18 protein-coding genes and 2 tRNA genes are annotated in these 20384 nt (G+C 63.0%); 9 read left to right on the forward strand and 11 right to left on the reverse strand.

Features of this window, described 5'->3' with window-relative positions; translation table 11 throughout:
- Window positions 1–53 precede the first annotated feature (53 nt).
- Window positions 54–1373 (forward strand): phosphate regulon sensor histidine kinase PhoR, encoded by a 1320-nt coding sequence (gene phoR / locus AC3IFE_RS28690; RefSeq protein ID WP_489193485.1) that lies wholly within the window; start codon window positions 54–56, stop codon window positions 1371–1373.
- A gap of 92 nt (window positions 1374–1465) precedes the next feature.
- Here phoR and ppk1 read toward each other — a convergent pair whose 3' ends face one another.
- Entirely contained in the window at window positions 1466–3529 is a 2064-nt protein-coding gene (gene ppk1, locus AC3IFE_RS28695; RefSeq protein WP_489193487.1) for a polyphosphate kinase 1, read from the reverse strand.
- Between the two features lie 279 nt (window positions 3530–3808).
- On the opposite strand from ppk1, the gene ppx reads away from it, so the two are divergent.
- On the forward strand, window positions 3809–5323 hold the full coding sequence (gene ppx / locus AC3IFE_RS28700; protein ID WP_489193489.1) for an exopolyphosphatase: 1515 nt from the start codon (window positions 3809–3811) through the stop codon (window positions 5321–5323).
- 133 nt (window positions 5324–5456) lie between these two features.
- Here ppx and AC3IFE_RS28705 read toward each other — a convergent pair whose 3' ends face one another.
- Window positions 5457–5891 (reverse strand): hypothetical protein, encoded by a 435-nt coding sequence (locus tag AC3IFE_RS28705; protein WP_089467923.1) that lies wholly within the window; start codon window positions 5889–5891, stop codon window positions 5457–5459.
- A gap of 221 nt (window positions 5892–6112) precedes the next feature.
- A tRNA-Pro gene (locus AC3IFE_RS28710) sits at window positions 6113–6189 on the reverse strand.
- 160 nt (window positions 6190–6349) lie between these two features.
- Here AC3IFE_RS28710 and sixA point away from each other — a divergent pair.
- Both sixA and AC3IFE_RS28720 read left to right on the forward strand, forming a co-directional pair.
- Entirely contained in the window at window positions 6350–6811 is a 462-nt protein-coding gene (gene sixA, locus AC3IFE_RS28715) for a phosphohistidine phosphatase SixA (protein ID WP_489193492.1), read from the forward strand.
- Between the two features lie 170 nt (window positions 6812–6981).
- Complete coding sequence (locus AC3IFE_RS28720; protein ID WP_034206968.1) at window positions 6982–7788, forward strand: GNAT family N-acetyltransferase; 807 nt, start codon at window positions 6982–6984, stop codon at window positions 7786–7788.
- 204 nt (window positions 7789–7992) lie between these two features.
- Here the strand turns inward: AC3IFE_RS28720 and AC3IFE_RS28725 are convergent, their stop codons facing one another.
- Complete coding sequence (locus AC3IFE_RS28725) at window positions 7993–8163, reverse strand: hypothetical protein (RefSeq protein ID WP_175768670.1); 171 nt, start codon at window positions 8161–8163, stop codon at window positions 7993–7995.
- A gap of 136 nt (window positions 8164–8299) precedes the next feature.
- On the opposite strand from AC3IFE_RS28725, the gene AC3IFE_RS28730 reads away from it, so the two are divergent.
- Window positions 8300–8476: a hypothetical protein gene (locus AC3IFE_RS28730; protein WP_301739428.1), complete on the forward strand. Its 177-nt coding sequence runs from the start codon at window positions 8300–8302 to the stop codon at window positions 8474–8476.
- Window positions 8477–8494: 18 nt separating this feature from the next.
- Here the strand turns inward: AC3IFE_RS28730 and AC3IFE_RS28735 are convergent, their stop codons facing one another.
- From AC3IFE_RS28735 to AC3IFE_RS28755, 5 genes are all read right to left on the reverse strand, one after another.
- Complete coding sequence (locus tag AC3IFE_RS28735) at window positions 8495–9874, reverse strand: MATE family efflux transporter (protein ID WP_489193495.1); 1380 nt, start codon at window positions 9872–9874, stop codon at window positions 8495–8497.
- A gap of 10 nt (window positions 9875–9884) precedes the next feature.
- Window positions 9885–10208, reverse strand: a complete 324-nt coding sequence (locus AC3IFE_RS28740; RefSeq protein ID WP_069617121.1) for a DUF2288 domain-containing protein — start codon at window positions 10206–10208, stop codon at window positions 9885–9887.
- A 72-nt stretch (window positions 10209–10280) separates the two neighbouring features.
- Window positions 10281–11900 (reverse strand): acyl-CoA synthetase, encoded by a 1620-nt coding sequence (locus AC3IFE_RS28745; protein ID WP_489193497.1) that lies wholly within the window; start codon window positions 11898–11900, stop codon window positions 10281–10283.
- A gap of 367 nt (window positions 11901–12267) precedes the next feature.
- On the reverse strand, window positions 12268–12969 hold the full coding sequence (locus AC3IFE_RS28750; RefSeq protein WP_489193499.1) for a peptidoglycan DD-metalloendopeptidase family protein: 702 nt from the start codon (window positions 12967–12969) through the stop codon (window positions 12268–12270).
- A 131-nt stretch (window positions 12970–13100) separates the two neighbouring features.
- Window positions 13101–14012: an aldose epimerase family protein gene (locus AC3IFE_RS28755; protein ID WP_489193501.1), complete on the reverse strand. Its 912-nt coding sequence runs from the start codon at window positions 14010–14012 to the stop codon at window positions 13101–13103.
- A gap of 478 nt (window positions 14013–14490) precedes the next feature.
- On the opposite strand from AC3IFE_RS28755, the gene AC3IFE_RS28760 reads away from it, so the two are divergent.
- The 4 genes from AC3IFE_RS28760 (at window position 14491) to AC3IFE_RS28775 (ending at window position 18469) form a co-directional block, all read left to right on the forward strand.
- Window positions 14491–15321, forward strand: coding sequence for an undecaprenyl-diphosphate phosphatase (locus tag AC3IFE_RS28760; protein WP_089467148.1), 831 nt, complete (start codon window positions 14491–14493; stop codon window positions 15319–15321).
- Window positions 15322–15508: 187 nt separating this feature from the next.
- A tRNA-Arg gene (locus tag AC3IFE_RS28765) sits at window positions 15509–15585 on the forward strand.
- Between the two features lie 252 nt (window positions 15586–15837).
- Complete coding sequence (locus AC3IFE_RS28770) at window positions 15838–16608, forward strand: hypothetical protein (RefSeq protein ID WP_489193503.1); 771 nt, start codon at window positions 15838–15840, stop codon at window positions 16606–16608.
- A gap of 85 nt (window positions 16609–16693) precedes the next feature.
- A complete protein-coding gene (locus AC3IFE_RS28775) occupies window positions 16694–18469 on the forward strand; it encodes a YfjI family protein (RefSeq protein WP_489193505.1) in 1776 nt (591 codons plus the stop codon).
- Window positions 18470–19547: 1078 nt separating this feature from the next.
- Here the strand turns inward: AC3IFE_RS28775 and AC3IFE_RS28780 are convergent.
- Window positions 19548–19739 carry a hypothetical protein gene (locus AC3IFE_RS28780; RefSeq protein WP_489193507.1) on the reverse strand — a complete coding sequence of 64 codons (192 nt, stop codon included), beginning with the start codon at window positions 19737–19739 and terminating at the stop codon, window positions 19548–19550.
- Window positions 19740–19911: 172 nt separating this feature from the next.
- Entirely contained in the window at window positions 19912–20250 is a 339-nt protein-coding gene (locus AC3IFE_RS28785; protein ID WP_489193509.1) for an H-NS histone family protein, read from the reverse strand.
- Window positions 20251–20384 lie beyond the last annotated feature (134 nt).

Consider the following 20384-nt stretch of genomic DNA (forward strand, 5'->3'; position numbering starts at 1 on the left):
TTCGGGCATGCCGTGTGCCGCGGCGTGTCGTTCCTTCTTTCGGACGCTGAATCATGAACATCATCTGGGCGCGCTTTCTGGTGTCGCTCGTGCTGCTCGTGCTGATCGGCGTATTGGTCGGCGTCTTCGCCGGCCCGACCGTGGGCCTCGTGTTCGTGGTCGTGATGCTGGTCGCGCAGGGCTTTTTCAGCACCTTCCATACGCAGCGTCTGTGGCGCCTGCTCGATGCGCCCGTCTACGGCGAAGTGCCGAGCGCGCCGGGCATCTGGGGCGAGATCTACTATCGTCTGCACAAGCTCGCGAAGCAGTGGCATGCGCAGGTGCGGCAGGTCGAGCAGCAGCATTCGCGCTTCATCCAGGCGATCCAGGCCTCGCCGAATGGCGTCGCGATGCTCGACGACCACGACCAGATCGAGTGGTGCAACGCGATCGCCGAAGTCCATTTCGGCCTCGATGCGAAGCGCGACCTGCGCCAGCACATCACGAACCTGGTGCGCCATCCCGATTTCGTCCGCTACCTGAATGCGCAGCATTACGACGAGACGCTGTTGATGCGCGGCATGGGCGACGCGCGGCAGAACGTGCTGGCCGTGCAGGTGTTTCCGTACGGCGAGAACCGCAAGCTGCTGCTCACGCAGGACATCACCGAGCTCGAGCGCACCGACGCGATGCGGCGCGACTTCGTCGCGAACGTGTCGCACGAGTTGAAGACGCCGCTCACCGTGCTGTCGGGCTTCCTCGAGACGATGCGCGAGCTGCCGCTGAACGAGGAGGACCGCGCGCGCTATCTCGACATGATGGAGCAGCAGGCGTCGCGGATGCGGCACATCGTGACCGACCTGCTGGTGCTCGCGAAGCTGGAAGGCGAAAGCAAGCCGCCGGTCGATCACGCGATCGACATGCGGGCGGTGTTCGACCACCTGAAGGAAGATGCGCACACGCTGTCGAACGGGCATCACGACATCGCGTTCTCGATCGACGAGACGCTGGGCGTCACGGGCGCGCAGACGGAGCTGTTCAGCGCGTTCGCGAATCTCGTCACGAATGCGATCCGCTACACGCCGGACGGCGGCAAGATCGTCGTGTCGTGGCGGCGCGAGGGCGCGCAGGGCGTGTTCTCCGTCACGGACAGCGGCTTCGGGATTCCGGCCGCCGACCTGCCGCGGCTCACCGAGCGCTTCTACCGCGTCGATCGCAGCCGTTCGCGCGATACCGGCGGCACGGGCCTCGGGCTCGCAATCGTCAAGCACGTGCTGCAGCGGCACGACGCGCATCTGTACGTGCAGAGCGAGGAAGGGCGCGGCAGTACGTTCACCGCGCGGTTCCCGGGCTCGCGCGTCATCGCGATCCGGCCGGCCGCTTACGAAGCATGATCGCGTAGCGGCTCGGCGGTCGAAAAAAAGCAACCCGCGGGTTGCTTTTTTTCATGGCGATGCGTCGGCGCGACTCGCATCGCACCGGCGGCTCACGAGCAGAACTTCGCGAGCAGCCCGAGCTGCGCGTTGCGGATCGTCTTGCCGGTGCGGCGGCGCCGATAGTGGCCGTCGCTGTGCATCTGCCATGCCGACTGGTTGTCGCCGAGGCACACCGACAGCCCCTCGGCGATCACGCGCCGCTTGAGCTTGCGCTCGCGGATCGGGAACGCGACTTCGACGCGGCGGAACAGGTTGCGGTCCATCCAGTCGGCACTCGACAGATAGACGTGCTCGGCGCCGCCCGCGTGGAAGTAGTAGATGCGGTGGTGTTCGAGGAAGCGGCCGACGATCGAGCGCACCGTGATGTTTTCCGACAGCCCCGGCACCCCGGGCTTCAGCGCGCAGACGCCGCGCACGATCAGGTCGACCTTGACGCCGGCCTGCGACGCTTCGTACAGCGCGGCGATCACCGACGGCTCCAGCAGCGCGTTCATTTTCGCGACGATGCGCGCACGCTTGCCGGCCTGCGCATTGTCGATCTCCGCGCGGATCGAATCGATGATGCGCGGATGCAGCGTGAACGGCGACTGCCACAGCTCGTGCAGCGTCAGTTCACCGCCGATCCCGGTCAATTGCTGGAACACGTGATGCACGTCCTCGCAGATCTTCTGCTCGGCCGTCATCAGCCCGAAGTCGGTGTAGAGGCGCGCGGTGCGCGGATGATAGTTGCCGGTGCCGAGGTGCACGTAGCGGCGCAGCGACGCCTTGCCGGCCTGCACGACGCGCCGCACGATCAGCATCATCTTCGCGTGGCACTTGTGGCCGACCACGCCGTACACGACGTGCGCGCCGACGGCTTCGAGCTGCGACGCCCAGTTGATGTTGGTCTCCTCGTCGAAGCGCGCGAGCAGCTCGACGACGACGGTCACTTCCTTGCCGTTGCGCGCGGCTTCCATCAGCGCGTCCATCAGCGGCGAGTCGGTGCCGGTGCGGTAGATCGTCTGCTTGATCGCGACGACGCTCGGGTCTTTCGCGGCCTGCTGCAACAGCTCGAGCACGGGCTGGAAGCTCTCGTACGGGTGGTGCAGCAGGATGTCGCCGGCATCGATCGCGTCGAACATCGTCGGCGCGTTGGCGATTGCCGCCGGCGTCGACGCGATGAACGGCGCGAACTTCAGGTCGGGGCGGTCGACAAGATCGGGAATCTGCATCAGGCGCACCAGATTCACGGAACCCGCGACGCGATAGCAATCGTTGTCGCCGAGTTCGCTTTCCTCGAGCAGGCGTCGCACGATGTGCAGCGGTGTGTCGGCCGATACCTCGAGGCGTACCGCGTTGCCGAGGTGGCGCGCGGGCAGTTCGCCCTGCAACGCGACACGCAGGTTCGTGATTTCGTCTTCGTCGACGAACAGCTCGCTGTTGCGCGTGATCCGGAACTGGTTGCAGCTCTTCACGACCAGTTGCGGAAAGAGTTCGCCGACGAAGCGCTGCATGAACGAACTCAGCAGCACGAAGCCATGCTCGAAACCCGACAGCGCATGCGGCATGCGCACGACGCGCGGCAGCGCGCGCGGCGCCTGCACGATGCCCATCACGGCCTGGCGGCCGAACGCGTCGCGGCCTTCGAGCTCGACGACGAAGTTCAGGCTCTTGTTCAGCACGCGCGGGAACGGGTGGGCCGGATCGAGGCCGATCGGCGTCAGCACGGGCAGCAGTTCGTCGAGGAAGTAGCGCCGCGCCCATTCGAGCTGCTCGTCGTTCCACGTGTCGCTCGCGTGGAAGTAGATGCCTTCCTGTTCGAGCGCCGGCAGCACGGTTTCGTGCAGCATCGTGTACTGTCGATGCACGAGCCGCTGCGCGCGTTCGACGACGAGATCGTATGCGTGCTGCAACGACATGCCGTCGGGTGTCAGTGCGCCGGGATTGTCGCGGATCTGCTCCTGCAGGCCGGCCATCCGGACTTCGAAGAATTCGTCGAGGTTGCTGCTGGTGATGCAGATGAAGCGCAGGCGCTCGAGCAACGGGACTTGCGGGTCGGCCGCCTGGGCCAGCACGCGCTCGTTGAAACCGAGGATGCCGAGTTCACGATTGAGAAGCGGGTAACGGACGGACATCGGCAGAGTAGGGGGTAATTCAGGCGATGATTCGAAAGGACGCTCGGAAACTCTCACGGTACGATGACGTGCTGATGACAATCATGGTTTTATATCGGGAAATTCTACGCCCGAACGCTTTCGTCGCATAAATGTTTCGGCTATATGGAATGGCGCGGTGTGCATGCCCGTGAAGCGTGGCAGCGGCAAGCGTTCCACGCTTAAAATGTCGCCTTTGATTGATCGCCCGTGGTGGCCGGAACGGCTACCGCGGAAGAACGCGCACGGAGCCCCCTTCTGATGGTTACAACTCCCCACTTGCTGGCTGCCGTGGATCTCGGCTCGAACAGCTTTCGGCTGATCGTCGGGCGCGTCGAGGAAACGCCGGCGGGCAGCCAGATCTATCCCGTCGACGCGCTGCGCGAGCCGGTTCGGCTGGCCGCGGGGCTGTCGAGCGACAAGATGCTCGATCGCGCGTCGCAGGAGCGTGGCTGGGAGGCGCTCAAGCGGTTCGGCGAGCGCCTGCGCGATTTCCATCCCGATCACGTGCGCGCGGTGGCGACCAACACGCTGCGCGTCGCGAAGAACGCCGCCGAATTTCTCGGCGAGGCGGAGGCGGCGCTCGGTTTCCCGATCGAAGTGATCGCGGGCCGCGAAGAGGCGCGCCTCATCTATGCGGGAGCCGCGCACTCGGTGCCGGCGAGCGCCGGCAAGCGGCTCGTCGTCGACATCGGCGGCGGCTCGACCGAATTCATCATCGGCTCGCACTACACGCCGATCGTGATGGAGAGCCTCTATATCGGCTGCGTGAGCCATAGCCGCACCTTCTTCCCGGCCGGCAACGTCGACGAATACACGATGCGGCAGGCCGAGCTCGCGGCCAAGCGCGAGATCCAGATCATTTCGAGCGAATACAAGAAGGCCGGCTGGGACCAGGCGATCGGTTCGTCCGGCACCGCGCGCGCGCTCGCGGAGCTCGTCGAGGCGAACGGCTTCAACGATCCGGGCATCACGCACGGCATTTCGCGCGGCGGCCTCGAGCGGCTGAAGCGTGCGCTGATCAAGTCGGAGAACGTCAACCGGTTGAAGCTGATCGCGCTGAAGCCCGACCGCGTGCCCGTGCTCGCGGGTGGCCTCGCGATCATGCTGGCGGTGTTCGAGGAGCTGGGCGTCGACTACGTCGATACGACCGACGGCGCGCTGCGCCTCGGCGTGCTGTACGACCTGCTCGGCCGGACGCAGCACGAGGACATGCGCGCGGTGACCGTCGAGGGGTTCACGCGCCGCTACGGCGTCGACCGTGCGCAGGCCGAGCGGATCGGTGCGCTCGCCGCGCGTTTCTACGACGAGCTCGAGGAAGACGACGAGGAAGCGCGGGAGGAAGGGCGGATGTTCCTCGGCTGGGCCGCCGCGTTGCACGAGATCGGCCTGTCGATCTCGCACAGCGCGTATCACAAGCATTCGGCCTATATCGCGAGCAACGCGGACATGCCGGGTTTCTCGCGCACCGACCAGGCGCGGCTCGCCGCGCTCGTGCTCGGCCATGCGGGCAAGCTCGGCAAGCTGTCGCAGGCGCGCGAGGTCGAGTGGCCGCTGCTGTTCTGCCTGCGGCTCGCGGCGCTGCTGTGCCGGCGCCGGACCGATGCGGGGCTGCCCGATATTTCCGTTTCGCAGATGAAGAAGGGCGGGTACGAGGTGCGCCTGCCGAACGCGTGGGTCGAGCAGAACCCGTTGACCGACTACAGCCTCAGCCAGGAGGCGGCGGAGTGGGAGAAAGTCGGTATCCCGTATCGCGTGGTTTATACCGGTGCGTGACAGGGCGATAGCGGCCCGATAGCGGGCCCGGAAGGTACGGCGGGTTCCACTGGAGTGTGCCGATGGCGGCGCCCGTCAGGCGTCGCTCCGTACGATCGTCAGCGGCCGCGCAACGCGGGCGCTGACCGGCCGCTCAATCCGACGAGCAGACGATCGCGGTCAGGAACGGGAAAGCCTGTTTGACGGTTGCGTCGCTGCCGGCCTTGCGCACGGCTTCCTCGACCGCGCTTTTCGTGCCGCGCACGACGACACCGTAAGCCCAGTCGCCGATCGGCTTGCCGTCGCCCGGACGGAAGATCGGGTCGTTCGCCTGGTAGCCGAGCACGACGTAGACGCCGAAGCCGTATGCGGTCAGCGAGCGGTTCGTGCGGAACGCATTGACCGAATTCGATTCGACGTGCATCGGCTCCGACTGGATGTCGCCGGCCGCGAGCAGCGGCGCGACGAACTTGTGGCCGGTCGAATGGCAGTCGAGCGCGTCGTCGAGCGCTTTCGCCGACGCAGGGCCGGCGGTGGCGAGCATGAGCAGCGACGCACACAGAGCGGTTTCGAGAATGTTGTTTTTCATGCGCGGATGCGGATTGTTCACACGTATTATCGCGTGTTCCAGCAAGTTCCGTGCGCGGGCTGCGCGAGGAGGCGCGGGCGCGTCGACGCGGCGGTTGGTGCGTACTCGGCCCGCGCTGCGGCGAGTCCTGAAAAGCGGCAGGCGATTCAAGGGCTCGTAAAAAGCGCCCGTAAACGGAAAAAGGGGTTACACGCTTTTGGCATGTAACCCCTTTGATTCCTTGGTCGGAGCGATAGGATTCGAACCTACGACCCTCTGATCCCAAATCAGATGCGCTACCAGGCTGCGCTACGCTCCGACGAGCCAAAGATAATAACGTCGAATGGCCGAATCGGTCAATCACGATATGCGGGTAAATGCCGCGGCGGTGAGCGGCCCGCGATTTGCGACAATTCACGGGACAATCGGCCGGCCCGCACGCATGCGCGCGCGACCGCTCGCCGAAGCAAGGAGACATCATGATGAACCTGATCCTGTGGCGCCACGCCGAAGCCGAAGATTACGCGACGAGCGATCTCGCGCGGCAGTTGACCGTGCGCGGCCGCAAGGACGCGCAGGCGATGGCCAAATGGCTGCGCGGCCGGCTCGAGACGAATACCGTGATCCTCGCGAGCCCGGCGGCGCGCACCGTGCAGACCGTCGAGGCACTGACCGACCAGTACCGGACCATCGACGCGCTCGCGCCGGGCGGCAGCATCGACGACGTGTTGGCGGCGGCCGGCTGGCCGGAAGGCATCGCGCCGACGGTCGTGATCGTCGGCCACCAGCCGACGCTCGGCAGCGTCGCCGCGCAATTGATCGCCGGCGACGACGACAGCTGGAGCGTCAAGAAGGGCGGAATCGTGTGGCTCGCGAGCCGCACGCGCGACGGCAGCCGGCAGGCCGTGCTGCGGGCGGTTTTGACGCCCGAACTCGTGTAAAGCTTGCCTGAATGGGTTTGAAGGGATTGATCATACGGTTTTGCAAGCTTTCTGCTAAAGTCAATTTGGCGACACGTCATTGAAAAGACATGGTCGTGCCACGTAACGGTCACGGCCGGTTACTACATTGGCGGGCATGTCGTCCTATTCCTTACGATCAGGAAAGCCTAATGCGAGAACTGCCGACGCCTACGCTCCCTTTTGCCTCGCTGCCCCTCGACACGTCGCGGCGCCACCTGCCGCGCGCCAGTGAAACCGTCACATCGGAATATCGCCTGCGCGCCGCATGGGCGCGTACGGAAGACGAATTGCGCGAAGCCCAGCGCCTGCGCTACAGCGTCTTCGCCGAAGAAATGGGCGCGCAGGTCAGCGGCCCGTCAGGTCTCGACGTCGATCCGTTCGATGCATATTGCGACCACCTGCTGGTCCGCGATCTCGACACGCTGAAAGTCGTCGGCACGTACCGCGTGCTGCCGCCGCACCAGGCGGCACGCGTCGGCCGCCTGTACGCCGAAGGCGAATTCGACCTGTCGCGCCTCACGCACCTGCGCGGCAAGATGGTCGAGGTCGGCCGCTCGTGCGTGCACAGCGACTACCGCAGCGGCGCCGTCATCATGGCGCTGTGGGGCGGCCTGGGCGCGTACATGATGCAGAACGGCTATGAAACGATGCTGGGCTGCGCGAGCGTGTCGATGGCCGACGGCGGCCACTACGCGGCGAACCTGTACCAGTCACTGTCGGCGGGCTCGCTGACGGCGCCCGAGTATCGCGCGTTCCCGCACACGGCTTTGCCGGTCGACGAACTGCAGACAGGCACCGTCGTCGCGCCGCCGCCGCTGATCAAGGGTTACCTGCGGCTCGGCGCGAAGATTTGCGGCGCACCGGCCTGGGATCCCGACTTCAACTGCGCGGATTTCCTGACTCTATTCCGCCTGTCCGACATCAACGCGCGCTACGCCCGCCACTTCCTGGGCTAAACGGTCTGAACCGCGTCGCGCCGGTGACCTGTGGCGCACGCAAGCGAGCGCCGTCGCGTGGCAAGTCCTGCGCGACGGCGTTCGTGTATCCGGTCCATGGGTGCGTATCGAGCCCCGATAATTTCAGCGACACGCAATGACTACCGTACCGCCGAGCGGCACGTTCGCGCAGCCCTGCGGGAGGGCCGGACGGCCGCGACGCGCTCAGTGCTTGCGCCGCCAGTCGAGCAGGTGGTGTTCCGCCATCCAGTGGTGGATCATCCCTTCGCCTTCGTGGCTGCGCTTGTATTCGCGTGACTCGAAGTACGACAGGGCGGCCAGCACCATCAGACCGATGAACAGGCCGATCAGGCCCGCAATTTCTTCAGACGACATGGCAGCCTCCTTTCAACGGCACAGCGCCATGCGTACATAGTAGGACATGCGCGGCGCAACCCCGAAACCGGATTTCCGCTAGACTCGGCGCGGTCCCGGCGTGCGATGGGCGCGCCGTTTTCCGGAGCCTGACCTGATGACCCGTTTCATGCTGGCCGTGCTGGCCGCATCCCTCCTTGCCGCCTGCAGCAGCGATCCGCACCAGGCGCGCCGCGGCCACCCGCCGGAAGATCCCGCCGACTATCACGGTGTGCCGACCGACATGACGCCGCCATCGATGCTCGACGCGCCGTCGCCGAAGCCGGTGCAGTAACGCTCGGCCGGCCCGCCGTCACGCGCGGGCCGCGGACGCGGCCTGCGGGTCGGCGCCAATGCGTCGCAACAGCGCGGGCAGGTAGCGCGCGAGCGTCGCGCCGCGCGCGGCCATGAACAGCAGCAGCGCGAACCAGAGGCCGTGATTGCCGAACGTTCCGACGGCTGCGAGCGTGGCCGCGATGAAGATCGACAACGACACGACCATCGCGCGCATCAGCGATTGCGTCTGCGTCGCGCCGATGAACACGCCGTCGAGCAGGAAGCCCCAGACCGACACGATCGGCGAGATCGCGGCCCACGGCAGGTAGTGCAGCGCGACGGCGCGGATTTCGGCCTGGTCGGTCAGGCGCGCGACGATCCAGCTCCCCGCTGCCCAGTAAACGAGCGCGAACAGCAGCGCGCCGAGTGCCGACCAGAACAGCGTGACGCGCACGGCTTGCCGGAATGCGCGGCGATCGCGCGCGCCGGCCGCCGCGCCGACGAGTGCCTCGGCCGCATGTGCGAATCCGTCGAGGCCGTATGCCATGAAGGTCTGGAAATTCAGCAGCAGCGCATTCGCGGCAAGCGTCGCGTCGCCTTGTTTCGCGCCGAGATGCGCGAACCACCCGAACGCGCCGAGCAGGCACAGCGTGCGCAGGAAGATGTCGCGATTGAGCGTGATCAGCCGCCTGAGCGCGTCGCGGTCGGCAAGCGCGCGTACCGCGAGCGGCGCCAGGCCGCGCGGCCGCAGCCGCCACAGCATCCACGCGCCGAGCGCGAAGCCGCATGCGTCCGCGGTGGCGGTCGCCGCGCCGATACCCGCGATGTCCCAGCCGAAGCCGTACACGTAGAGCAGCACGGCGGCGATGTTCACCGCGTTGACGAACACCTGCGCGACGAGCGCGAGGCGGACGCGCTGCATGCCGAGCAGGTAGCCGAGCACCACGTAATTCGCGAGCGCGAACGGTGCGCTCCAGATCCGTGCATGGCTGTATGCGAGGGCCGTCGCACGGACCGCATCGCTGCCGCCGAGCGCGCAAAGCGCGAACGACAGCAGCGGCACCTGCAGCGCCAGTACCGCAGCGCCGAGCGCGAACGCGACGATCAGCGCGCGCAGCAGGTTCAGGCGGATCCCGGCGGCGTCGCCGGCGCCATGTGCCTGCGCAACGAGCCCGGTCGTACCCATCCGCAGAAAGCCGAAGCCCCAGAACACGAAATTGAAGAACAGCCCGCCGAGCGCGACGCCACCGAGATATTGCGCGCCGTCGAGGTGGCCGGCGACGGCCGTGTCGACGGCGCCGAGGATCGGCTGGGTCAGGTTCGCGACGACGATCGGGAACGCGAGCGCGAGGACGCGCCGATGCGTGACGGCGGCCGACGCGCCGCCGGCCCCGTGCGGTAAGGCGGAGTCGGACATGGCGGACGCGTCAGGCGCGTTCCTGCACGCAGACCCACGGCGACACGACGACCGCCCACAGCTCCGGATTGCGCGCCGCGTAGTCGGCGGCGGTCTCTGCCGGCATGCGCGCGACGAGGCCGGACGACAGCCAGCGCGTGACCTGTTCGGCGTCGTCGCTGGCGACGGCTTCCGCGACGCTGACGAGATCGAGGTCGCGTGCGATCGACAACAGCTTGCCCTGCGCGAAGAAGCGCTCGAGATCGCACCAGTCGATTTTGGCGGTCTCGCCGAGGAGTTTGGCGTAGAGCGGGCTGTGCGACGCGCCCGCGGTGGCGTGTTGATCAGAGGACATCGGTTTCTTGGAAAGGCTGCGTGGCGCCACTATAAACCATCCGGCCGGGCGGGCCGAGCGCGGCCGGGCCGCTCACGCATCGCGCAGCGCGCGGCGCACGATCTTGCCGGTCGCGGTCATCGGCAGGCTGTCGACGAACGCGATCGCACGCGGATACTCGTGCGCGGCGAGCCGTGTGCGCACGTGCGCCTGCAGCGCGCTGACGAGGGTGTCGTCGCCGACGTGGCCGGGGTTCAGCACGACGAACGCCTTGACGATCTCGGTGCGCGTCGCATCGGGCATGCCGACGACGGCCGCCATTCGCACCGCCGGATGCGTGAGCAGGCAGTCCTCGATCGGGCCTGGGCCGATCCGGTAACCGGCGCTCGTGATCACGTCGTCGTCGCGGCCGACGAAGCGCACGAAACCGTCCGCGTCGATCGTGCCCGTATCGCCGGTGAGCAGGTAGTCGCCCGCGAACTTGTCGTGCGTCGCGCCGGGGTTGCGCCAGTATTCGAGAAACATCACCGGGTCGGGGCGGCGCACCGCGATGCGGCCTTCGGCGCCGGGCGGCAGCGGCGTGCCGTCCGCATCGACGATCGCGACCGCATGACCGGGTACCGCCTTGCCGATCGCGCCGGGTTGCGCATCGAACAGCGCCGCACACGACGACAGCACCATGTTGCACTCGGTTTGCCCGTAGAACTCGTTGATCGTCACTCCGAGCGCGTCGCGGCCCCACGCGGTCAGTTCGGTGCCGAGCGATTCGCCGCCGCTCGCGACCGATTTCAGCGACAGCGCGTAGCGTTCGCGCGGCGCCGCGACGGCGCGCATCAGCTTCAGCGCGGTGGGCGGCAGGAACGCGTGGGTGACGCCGTGCCGTGCCATCAGCGCGAACGCCGCGTCGCCGTCGAATTTCTCGAAGCGGCGCGCGAGCACCGGCACGCCGTGATGCCATGACGGCAGCAGCACGTCGAGCAGCCCGCCGATCCATGCCCAGTCGGCCGGTGTCCAGAACAGGCGTGCGTCGCGCGGGAAGCACTGCTGCGACATCTCGACGCCCGGCAGGTGGCCGAGCAGCACGCGATGCGCATGCAGCGCGCCTTTCGGCTTGCCGGTCGTGCCGGACGTATAGATGATCACGGCCGGATCGTCGGCGGCCGTATCCGCGGGCACGAAATCCGGCGCTTCGGCGGCGAGCGCCGCGTCGTAGCGCAGTACGCCCGGCGCGTCGAGCGCATCGTCGCCGATGCAGTAGACGGTATGCAGCGCCGGCAGTTGCGCGCGCAGCGGCGCGATCTTCGCGTAGCCGGCCGCGTCCGTGACGAGCGCGGCGGCCTCGCTGTTCGCGAGCCGGTACTCGAGCGCATCGACGCCGAACAGCGTGAAGAGCGGCACCGCGATCGCGCCGAACTTGTACGTGGCAAGGTGGGCGATCGCCGTTTCGGGGCCTTGCGCGAGAAAGATGGCGATCCGGTCGCCGCGCCGCAGGCCGGCGCGCGCAAAGCTGTTCGCGAGCCGGTTAGAAGCATTCCTCAGGTCGTCGAACGTGACGCGGAAAACGTCGCCTTGCGCCGTTTCGTGGATCAGCGCGAGGCGTCCGCTGCCGTCGGCCCATTTGTCGCACACGTCCACGCCGATGTTGTAGCGCGCCGGAATGCCCCACTGGAAGCGGGAGAGGAGCTGGTCGTAGCAATCGGCGGCGGGCAGCATCGCATGGTCTCCGGGTGTCGAGCGTGGCGTCGGGTGAACGGCTTACATCAGGAATTCACGTAGACGAATCGACAATGGTGTTTCCTGATAGGGAATGTTCGGACTCGTCCAATAGGTGAGGCTCAGTGCACGATTCGACAATGACGCATAACATCAAGACAAAACAGTGGTGTGACCATGGATTTGCTTCTGATAGCTGCGGGGTTCAGCCTGATTGGAATCGGGGTGCTGGTGGCGTTTGCTCGTCACGTCGATCCGTTGTCCGGCCGTTTCACCGGACGTCTGCGCAAGCGCTGACTCGACTTTTTCCGTTTTCGACGCGACGGCACGCGATGCGCGCCGGCGTCGCGTGCCGTCTGTCGCGCGCTCAGCGCGCCGGCAGGTAGCGTGACGGATCGATCGAGCGGCCGCCGTAGCGCAGCTCGAAATGCAGCGCGACGCGATCGCTGTCGCTGTTGCCCATTTCCGCGATCGATTGCCCTTGCGTGACCGACTGGCCTTCCTTCACCAGCAGCGCGCGGTTGTGCGCGTAGGCTGTCAGGTAATCGGCGTTGTGCTTCAGGATGATCAGGTTGCCGTAGCCGCGCAGCCCGTTACCGGCGTAGACCACGACACCCGGCGCGGCCGCGACCACCGGCGTGCCCGGCGAATTCGCGATGTCGATGCCCTTCGATTTCGAGCCGTCGAACGTGCGCACGACGTTGCCGGCCGCCGGCCAGATCAGCGCAATGCTCGTGGCCGGCTTCACGGCCGATTCGACCGGCGCGGACGGTGCCGGGCGGACACGGCCCGCGCTGCCGGTGCCGGTGGTCGACGGCCTCGACGCGGTGGTCGTGCCGGGCGGCGGTGCGACGCGCAACACCTGGCCGACATCGATCGCGTCGGGGTTCGTCATCTGGTTCCAGCGCACGATGTTCTGTACCGACGTGCGGTTGTCGCGCGCGATCTTGTACAACGTGTCGCCACGCTCGACGCGATAGAACCCGGGGCCGACGGGCGCGGAGCCGCACGCGACGAGCAGGGCGGCGCAGGCGGCTGCGAAGAGTCGCTTCGTTGTTGTTCCGAACATTGAACCTCGCAAAACCCCGCCGCGCGTGACGCGGCAGGCAACACAAAACGTCAGATTTTAACGGGTTCGACCCGCGCACCGCAGTTTCGGTGGCAGGTGCGGCTCCGCGCCCCGGTTCGGTGCGTGTCGAATCAGCCGGCGAGCGGCGCGACGCGGATCCGAAGCGTGGCCGTTTCGGTCGCGCCCGGCGCGAGCATGCGCAGCCCGCGGCCGTTGTGGATCGCATCGGGCAGGCCGAGCCACGGTTCGACGCAATAGAAATCCGAATCCGGCTTTTCGGTCCACGTCGTGACCGCGTACCACGGGATCGAGCCCGGCACGTCCAGTGCGATGTCGATCGTGCGGCGGCGGCCCGGCATCACGATGCGCACCGGCGCGGACGGCTGGCCGTCGAGGCAATGGAACCGATCGAGGATGTCCGGATCGTCGAGGCGGTAACGGGCCTGGCCCGGTTCGGACGGGCTGATCGAACCGTCCTCGCGCTGTCGGCAACGGTGCGTCGGCGGCAGCTCGAGGACGGTGTCGGCCCGCTCGCCGTGCGGCAGCGCGAAATAGAAATGGTGGCCGGCGTAATAGGGCAGCGGCGTGTCGCCGCGATTGGTCGTCGTCAGCGCGACGTCGAGCGTATGCGCGTCGGCCAGCCGGTAGGTCGTTTCGAACCGGAAATCGAACGGGTAGCTCGCACGCAGCGCGTCGTTCGCGTCGAGCGTCATCGACAGCGCGGCGCCGTCGGCCGACGGGTGCGCGTCGAATGGCAGATCGCGCGCGAAACCGTGCATCGGCAGGTCGCGGACGACGCCGGCCGCGTCGCGCCAGCGGCCGATCTCGCCGTCGACGCGGTGGCGGCCGAGGAACGGGAACAGCAGCGGATTGCCGCCGCGCACGCGGGCGAGGTTGCTCCAGTCGGCGGTTTCCGGCCAGAAGATCACCGGTTCGCCATCGACGTGCCAGGACAGGAGGCGGCCGCCGAATTGCGGGGCGACCCGGACGAGCGACGGGCCGGCGTGAAGTTCGTGGATGTCGTGTTGCTGGAAGATCGGCATGGCGAATCGGGTTGGGCGGGTGAGGGGAGCAACGTGCGTTCCATTATCGGGCCGCGGCCGCTCGGGGAAAACCCTTCTCGGGAAATTGCGAGTTTTTAACACTGTCAACCGTCGGGATAATGCCTCTAAACCGGTGATGTTGCCGGGTCATGACACTTCGTGGAGGGGGCCATGGATCTGGCAATGGCAATGGGAATCGCACTGTTCGGCATGTTTACCGGCAGCACGGTATTATTTTTCTATCAGCTCGGCCGCTGACGGCAATTCCTGCCGAAGTCGACAGGCCCGCCATGCAAATGGCGGGCTTTTTGCTTTCTGCTCGCTTACAAATTGCAAGTGTTTGTGTGCATCGCCGCAATATCCTGCCAAATGCCTTGGCGCAGTAATCCTGGCTCGGCATAATCGGGGCGCGTTTTTCAGGACGCGCATCGCGTCGTCCGCCTTCCTTCCGCTTAATCTTCACTAAAAGGACCGACGCGTGAGCCTCTGGTTTCTGGTATTCCTGAGCGTCCTGCAGGGCGTCACCGAACTCTTCCCCGTCAGCAGCCTTGGCCACACGCTGCTCGTGCCGGCGCTGTTCGGCATGCACATCGACAAGCACGCGCCGCAACTGCTGCCGTTCCTCGTCGCGCTCCATCTGGGCACCGCGCTGGCGCTGCTGTGGTACTTCCGCGCGCGCTGGATCGCGCTGATCGGCGGCTTCTTCGCGCAACTCGGTGGCCGCAAGAACGACGACGGGCACCTGATGTGGGCGCTGATCATCGGCACGATCCCGACCGGCATCGTCGGTCTGCTGCTCGAGAAGCGCATCGAGCGCGTGTTTCACGATCTGCGGATCGTCGCGGTCGCGCTGATCGTCAACGGCGTGTTGCTGTGGGTCGGCGATCGCATCCAGCGCAGCCGCGCGCATCAGCCGCCCGAGAAGATGACCTTCAAGCAGGCGTTCTTCGTGGGCCTCGCGCAGATCGGCGCGCTGATTCCCGGCTTTTCGCGCAGCGGGCTGACGATGATCGCCGGCAACGTGGCCGGCCTGACGGCGGAGAAGGCGGCGGAATTCTCGTTCCTGCTCGGCACGCCGATCATCTTTGCCGCGGGCGTGCTGGAATTGCCGAAGCTGTTCCATGCGCGCGACCAGCTCGCCGATGCGCTGCTCGGCGGCGTGCTGACGGCGATCGCCGCGTATCTGAGCGTGCGGTTCCTGATGCGCTATTTCGAAGGCCGCGGCCGGCTCGCGTCGTTCGGCGTGTATTGCGTGATCGCCGGCGTGTTCTGTCTCGGCTGGTTCATGCTGCATCCGCAGCCGGTTTGATGCCGTGGGCACCGGTCTCGCGTGATCTGGTGCGATGATCGGGTATAATTTCGGGCTCGGCTTCATGCCGGGCCCGTTTTGTTTCGGGGGTTTGAGGTGTCGTGGGGCAGTGGGCGGTACTGCTGCTTCGTGACTCAAAAGCCCGTGCCGAATGCGGTCCGCGTCACGCCGTGTCTTTTCTCCCCGACCGCCCTTAGCTCAGTTGGATAGAGCAACGGCCTTCTAAGCCGTAGGTCACACGTTCGAATCGTGTAGGGCGGGCCAATGAAATCAACGGGTTAGCTTGCGTTTCGAATCCTATGCCCGCTTATCAAGAAGTTCATGTAGGCGCCGTGTAGGTGTTCGCGGCCTACGCAAATCGCGCTCAATCCACTTCAGAATGGCCCTCCTGATGGCGCGCAGTAAAGCCGAGGGGCAGGGCAGCCATCGTGTGTCCGTTCCGCTTCAGGTGTGGCACGATACGACGCTCGGGCAGGCCAGATCGGCCGGCGGTGCTATAACGGAGCGGGGTGAAGAGTGACGCGCCAGAAGACGCCACAGGAAATCATCGAATTCAGCGCGAAGCTACACGAGACACTGCGCGGCTATCTCGATATGGCGAATTGGACGCCGGTGATGGCGGCGTTGCTGCTATCCGGCATTCAGCCGCAAGGTGACAGTGCCGAGCTTCCGAAAAGTGGTGGTGTCAGCCTGGATGGCACCGAGATTGTTGGCTTCGGGATCGGCCAGTATCACGAAGCTCGAACAATCTTGAAGCAGTGGAAAGACTGGTGCGAAGATCGCGGACGCGATTCCGAGATCGGAATGAAACCCATCGAGTTCATCGACTGGTGCGTCGAGGACGAGATTAAAGAGCGGTTTGCTGTCCACCATCGCTTCCAGTGGATCGACGTATTCAAAGATATGGTTGGCTACCCGAGCGGTCATTTGCCGTTCGAGGTGGCTCTATATGCTGCGAAGACGGCCCAGCCGCTTGAGTTGATCCTGGAGAAGCTTAACGAGATTGATCGTCGTGCGATTAAAGCGGCGCGCCGTGGCTCAATTGCCGTAGTGCCTATAGCGTCTAGTGTCGGGGACGCACAGGTTGCAATCAATCCCCTTCGTCAACACCTGACTACTGAAGAGCTTGCAGCTGCACTCGGCGTTCAGCCGCAGACGATCTACAAACGCCATTCGGAAGACGGCCACTATCGTGGTGTCGCGCCAGCCAAGCAGGCAAATAGATCCCTTGCTTGGCCGCTCGACTCGGTTGACCGCATCCTGAAAGGAACCGTGTCGGACAAGTAATCGCCTTTTCGTGTTGGTCCCCATCGTTACTCAGAGCGCTAGTCCGTGACAGCGGCCCAGTGCATGCGTATGTTGGGAATATGTGGTGACGCTCGGCGACAATCAAATGATTTTCCCGGCGAACTGGACGGATTACGGATCTGCGGAAATATCAAGAATGTCGACGTTTCTTACTGCACACGAGAATCAAGGGGATGATGCCCTTTCGTTTCCTGAATACAAAGTTGCCACGAATTTTCCTTTGGACGCGCTACCGGAGAGTATTCGGGCTGCCGTAATAGAAATCTGTCGGAGAGACAAGCTCGCTGCCCCTATTGCGGTCCAAGCGACACTTGCGGCTGTATCGGTTGCTTGTCAAGATCTTGTGCTGGTTGATCGAGGTTTCGGTGAAGCATCCGTTTGCTCGCTTTTCATGCTCGTGGTGGCTGACTCTGGTGCGCGCAAAACGCGTGCCGACAGGGCTGTTACACCAACTATAGAAGCCTACGATAGACGTGCGAAAGTAGAGTACGAGCGGCAGAAGTCAGCCTACGAAATAGAGCTAAAGAACCGGCAGGATATGGAGCGCGGGCTTCAGCGAACGCTGATGACTCTCATTCGAAAGACTCGCAGTACTTCCGAAGACAAAGCTGCGGACGTAGAGGCACGTCTCGCACAGGTCGAGGAAGAGCTTGGCGAGTTGCGTTCGAGGCCGTTTCAAAATCCTAAGCCGAAGTTTCGTCGCATGCTCTATTCCGCCATCTCGATACGTGAGATCGAGCGTGGATTGTGTGAGAATTGGCCGGCAGCAGGACTAGTTAGCAACGAGGCGGCTGACTTTCTGAATGCGCGAAGTGATTCCGATATGGCGCGGCTTGACCGAATTTGGGATGGACAGGGAATAGATGTAGTCGGGCGAACGCCGCGAGATACATTTTCAGTGAGTGATCCTCGTCTAACGATGTCGCTAATGATCCAACCATCGGTATTTGACAGTTTTCTCGAGAAGAAGGGCGAGCGCGCAAAGACGATCGGATTCATTCCTCGGATGCTAATCGCTCGACCAGAGACGGTATATGGAACGCGCACAATTGACAGCACGGAGCAGCGTTCGACCGTATGGATTGACAGGTTCAATAGCCGGATACAAGAGCTTCTCGATGCTGGGAATTTTGATATCGCGGCACGTGCTCGGAACAGAGTACGCCTGCGGTTTTCGCCTGCTGCTCAGCTTCGATGGGAAAGAGAGCATGATGAAAAAGAGCGCGGAATGGCGGACGGTGGTAAGTACGTCTATGAACGAGAATTTGTCAATCGATATTCTGAGCATGTTGCTAGACTCGCCGCTCTTTTTCACTTCTTCGCCAGTGCGCGCGTGACTCATACCGATTCAGATGACATGCGAATCGATATTGCCATGGAGATAGGTGAGCAAACACTTGTTGATGCAATTAAGGTTGCCAACTGGTATTTGGACGAATTTTCAAGGATATTCAATCCTGATAAATCGATCAAGGAAGCTGCGAAGTACGTCTACAAAAAGTTGCTGGATCGCGTCGCGGCGGCTAATGGTGGCCGAGTTCCTGAACGCGCGACAACTGGTGATGCGAATATAAGAATTCGTTCGAACGAACTTCGCGAGTTTTGTCATCGATTCGGTCTGAAAAATAATCCAACTTATTACGATACGGTACTCGCGTGGCTGAACGAGAGAAGCATAGTTCGTAGAAGATCGGAAAAAGTCGGATCCTCAACGAAAGGGACGGAATTTGTATTACTTGATCTGTCCCCTCCTGGTCATGGATACCGGCTTGTGGACGACGGTAGCTTGGAGGAATTTCTTCCATTTTTGAAGCAGGCTCAAGCACACCGAAGTCCTTAATTTCAATGTGGCGCCGCACACGTTATCACGACGACTCCTCCCGTGCTAAGAAGCGGTCGAAATGACCCGCAACATCGATTCTCCCGACTTTGCATAGGTAAAAATTACCTAATGCCGATGCTTATCGTTGCCTGATGTGAGTAGGCGTGACTCGTGTTGTCGATCTAAGTGCCTTGTTCGTCCCTTTTCATCGTGCGCCTCCGGAAGATCTGTGCGCACGTCTCTCCAAAATAGATGAAACCGTTCATGCCCCAACCGCTTTTTCGCCTTTTATAGGGCGAAAAAGTGGCTTGTGGCTGCGCGACCACGATCGGTTGTATTGTCAAAAGCGCAGCGTACGCACCCCGTATGCAGCCATATGACGAGCCCACGGCACCTTAATCGATGCGCTCGGTGCAGTGTCTTGCGATGCTACCTCGATGGAATGGATGGAAGATTGTGGTGAGCGCGTTGATGCTTGGGTGGCGCATCATTCCGCACGGTGGGGCGTTTTGATTTTTTGATTGAACTACCAGTGATGAGCAGGCGCCCGGCGCGCATGGTACAAAATTGACTACAGGTTCCCCTTCGGGGAAATCACATAGTACGCAACAAATTGCTTTCGTTCGAACGATAGGGCTTTAGCCCGATAGTTTGCACGGAAGCAATTTGTTTATTGAACATGGGGTTTTGTATAAAAATTTATTGCATTGCTTATGGTTTGAACCAACCCCGTTCTCCGAGACGAGCGAAGCAACGTCGAGGCTAATTAGCGGAGCTTATGCTGCTAAGCATAAGCGTAGCGTTACCCTTTTATCGGTGACCCTCAAAGGTCACCGACTAATTTTATTGAGCGGAACGAGGACTCCTCGTGGAGCGCCAACTTATCGAGTCCCTGTGAAGGGATGAGATCTAACTTTGAAATAGCGAAGTGTCCAATGCGCCTTGTGGGCGCTAAGGACACGCAGCGTAGTTCTCAACTCGAAGTGGTCGAGTCGACCACGAGACTGATCTTTAAAATAAGTAGTCTATCTACCCTATGTCCGACAGGACAATCGAATGCCATTCTCTACTGCGCGCATCATGGCAATCTTCAGCCTCAAAGCAGCCGAAGATTACGAACCTTTCCGATCTGAGGTGATCGTTGAAGAATCAGGTTCGTGACGTACTCGGGAAGCAGTACAGGGGGAATGTTTGCTGGAACGTCATCGATGAGCTGAGACGGCACTCGTACGATGAAGTCGTCAGGCGCATCGGTTAGGCTATGTTCGTATGCGACACGCACCTGCATGGAAACTGTTCGATAGCTTTGGGAAGTCGATTTTATCGGAATAATTGGGCTGGTGCGTAATAGGGTTGGAAAAAATGGCTCGTGAGTGTTGCAACGCAACTTTAGATAAAAAATCTAAGTAGCGTGCGCACCGAGAAAATAACGAGAAGGGGCGTCCCTTCTCGTCGACTCTTCAGTTTTGGATCAAGAATTGGTCGCGATTAGCTACATCTCGGATCCAGGCCGGGGGTTTTCCCTTGCCCGTCCAAGTCGCTCCAGTATTGGGATCCTGGTATTTGGGCTTGCCAGGAGTTCCTTTCTGAGATTTGGATGACGGTGCCTTACTGCCCTTGGTTGCTTTGGGGAAGGCCAGTTCTTGGGGGGAGATGCTGTACTTGGCTATGAGTTCATTGATTTGACCGATGATGCTTGCCTTCTCTCGGGCGAGTTGCTCGTCGGCGGCTTTTCGGAGCTCTTTGAGCTTCTGCTCGAGCTCGGCTATTTCTGCGGCAATGTTTTCGCTTGTCGTCATCTGTATTGACTATCCGTTGTTGTGTGTAAAGGATGATGTGACATTGTAGAGAATATATCTGCTTGTGTGAAACGTCAAAATCAATCCGTCACATCTCCGCTGCGTATGTCAGAATAGACCAAGCCGTGATACTG

This window comes from Burkholderia sp. APQ4-4ca (assembly GCF_057837105.1).